General features: G+C 56.5%; 3 protein-coding genes. 1 reads left to right on the top strand and 2 read right to left on the bottom strand.

Annotated features, from left to right (window positions below; genetic code table 11):
- Positions 1–878: LysR family transcriptional regulator (locus AC5DC2_RS21995; RefSeq protein WP_491700028.1), on the top strand; the 878-nt coding region annotated here is incomplete at its 5' end.
- Between the two features lie 29 nt (positions 879–907).
- Here AC5DC2_RS21995 and AC5DC2_RS21990 read toward each other — a convergent pair.
- Positions 908–2,137, bottom strand: a complete 1,230-nt coding sequence (locus AC5DC2_RS21990) for a glycosyltransferase (protein ID WP_491700027.1) — start codon at positions 2,135–2,137, stop codon at positions 908–910.
- A gap of 62 nt (positions 2,138–2,199) precedes the next feature.
- Positions 2,200–3,025: NAD-dependent epimerase/dehydratase family protein (locus tag AC5DC2_RS21985; protein ID WP_491700026.1), on the bottom strand; the 826-nt coding region annotated here is incomplete at its 5' end.

Genomic DNA, 3,025 nt, shown 5'->3' with positions numbered 1-3,025 from the left:
TTCTTGCGGAAGAACTGCACTTTCACAGTGCGGCGCAGCGGCTCGGGATCACGCAACCGGCTCTTTCCCAGAAGCTGCAACGCCTCGAAGGCGAAGTCGGCGTCACGCTTTTCAAACGGTCTCAGCGCCGGGTCTCGCTGACGGAGGCCGGCCATGCCTTTCTGGAACGCACCAGAACGGCTCTGTCGGAGATCGACAATGGTGTGCGTACCGCGCGCAAGGCAGCACGGGGGCAGATCGGCAGCCTGCATCTCGGTTTCGTCGAAAACGCCAGCCTCAATGTTCTGCCCGGCCTTGTTTCGACGTTCCGCAACGCAGCTCCGGAGGTCGACCTGCGACTAAGCGAGATGATCTCGTCCGAACTCTATCATCGCCTGCACACAGGGCGTATCGATGTGGCTCTTTCACGGCCGCTGTCGACAGATCATGCGATTGAGACTGTTCTGGTCCATCGCGAACCCTATCTGGTCGTACTGCCGGAAGCGCATCCTCTCGCCGCTTTCGACAGTGTCACGATCGCACAACTTGCCAGAGAGCAGATGATTATCGCCGCAGGAGCGAAGGCGACCTATCTGCGAACCCAGTTTGCGCCCGTCTTCGCGCGGGCTGGTTTCGGCATCCGGGTCGGGCAGGAGGTCAACCAATTGCCTGCGATCCTTGGTCTGGTCAGCAGTGGCATCGGCTATGCGTTGTTGCCGGATTCCGCCTCGAAGCTCGGTACCGTCGGTGTCGTTTACCGGCCTCTTGCGGAAAAAGACGCACCGCAGGCCGAGCTTGTGGCGGCCTGGCGGGCCAGGGATCAAAATCCGACCGTTCGCCACTTCCTCAGCCAGCTTTCTGGTGGTGGGTCTCCATTAGTCCCTAGTGGATTGCGCTGAAAGCAAAAGGACTATTCGTTGATGATCATTCAGAAAGAATCTGGTGCAGAAATGACACTATCGTACGCAAACATCACTTCCTGGAGAAAGACATCGTCGTTGAAGCACTGATCGGAATAGGCCTTGGCAGCCGTGCCCATGCGGACAACTTCATCAGGGTTGCTGGCCAATTGGAGGATACGCTCGGCGAGCTCGTCGGGGTTTTCCGGGTCGAAGACCAGCCCCCGCACGCCGTGCTCGACCAGTTCCGTTATACCGCCCCGCCGGGAGCCTATGACCGGTCTTCCAAACGCGAAGGACTGATTGATAACATAGGGAAAGTTCTCGTGCCAGAGCGATGGCACGATGACAAAGGATGCCCGCGAGATGATCTCGTCAAGCTCGCTTTTCCACTTCGGTCCGAGGAATTCGAGATTTGTAAACCCCATTTCTTCGGCCTGTTTCTGAAGCTTCGCCAAGTCCGGTCCGTCACCGATGATCTTGATGGGAAAATCGCCGATAACGCCAGCAGCGTCAACGATGAGGTTGACGCCCTTTTCGTCGATAATCCGGCCAAAATAAACGCCAAAGGGTTCATAGGGCCCCGAGGCGTCGAACTTGCGGGAATCGAACGGATTTCGAACCTTTGACCAGGAGACTTTCTTTTCCGGCCAGAATTCCAGCGTTTTGTGAGCCATGAAATCGCTGGAAAACGTGAAATGGTCGATCCGGTCGTAGATACCCAGCCAATTGTGCACATAGGCCTCAAGCGAACTCGCGACGGAGAGGCTGCGACTTCCCTTGCAGCAATTCTTCAGAGCGGCCTGGTAGAATGTCTTTCCCTTGCATGCGAAGCAGATTTCACCGTTTGCAAAGAGCTTGTAGTTCGGACAGATGTGCTTGTAGTCGTTAAAGGTGGCAATTACAGGAACTCCTGCCTCCTTGGCCGCGACGATGATTGAGGGGCTGAGATGGACGTTTATCGCGAAAACGTGGACGACATCCGGTTGGAACTCGCGGAGGATCTCGGCAAAACGACGCTTCTTTTTCTGATCATAGATCGATGCCGGTAAGTTGGCGAGCTTGGACAGAAATCCACCCTCATTATAGGCAGGCGCCTCGAACAGTATCACGTTGTCCGCGTGGTCAGTGCCGGCGCCGCCGGTCGCAACCATCAATGTCTCGTGTCCGTTTTCGCGGAGAACCCGTTCAGTCTCGTGAAAGAACACCTCAGCCCCGCCGGTAATCTCATAAAGCTTGTGTGCTAGCAATACTTTCATGACTTCGTCCGATGTTTCCTATGGATAACCAAGCGGCTTTTCTGGTTTGGGCAGACCAACGGCTACGGCCCGCGTTTCAACTCCTCGACCATATGCTCGACGCCTTCGTGGAGGCTTGTCTTCGGTTCCCAGCCGATTTCGCTGCGTGCCTTGGAAATATCGAGAATGATTTTCGGCGGGTCGAAGCTTCGGGCCGGGAGGTGTTCGCGGCGGAGGGCCTGGCCCGTGATCGTCTCGATCGTGTCGATCAGCTCGTTCAGCGAGGTCCCTTCGCCATCGCCACAATTATAGATGCCTTCGGCTCCGGTTTCGACAATTCTGAGGAGAAGATCGCAAAGATCCAAGACGTGAACGAAATCGCGAACCGCAGATCCGTCCCCCCAAATCTTGGCGGTTCCGCCCGTCAGTGCAAGATTGAGGAAAGTGGTTACGGCACCGAGTTGCCCGATTTTGCCCTGTCCCGGCCCATAGGGGTTGGCCGGCCGAACGACGGCCGTGCTAAAACCGTGAGCATGGCTGTACATCGCCAGGTATTTCTCTACAGCCAATTTGACGATCCCATAGGAACTTATCGGATTTGTCGGATGATCTTCATGTATTGGGGTCTGGCGGGGCGAGCCGTAGACAGCACCGCCTGATGACAGATAGATTATCCGCTTGTTGCCCGCCTCCCGCATTGCCTCGAGCAGAGCCACCGTTCCAATCAGATTGGATTCGATGTCGGCGATCGGGTCGGCATTGGAGGAGGACGGGATGGTGGAAGAGGCAAAATGGCATATCGCGTCGGCATTCTCGAGCGTCGCCTTACTTTTTGCAAGGGCCCACAGACCGCCGCTCAGATAGGTGACACGGTCATCCTCAGAATGCTGCGCAAGAGCCGATCGGCCG

The sequence above is a fragment of the Martelella sp. genome, assembly GCF_984369615.1.
Note: the sequence above shows the minus strand (reverse complement) of the source record. Positions and strands in the feature narration are given on the sequence as shown.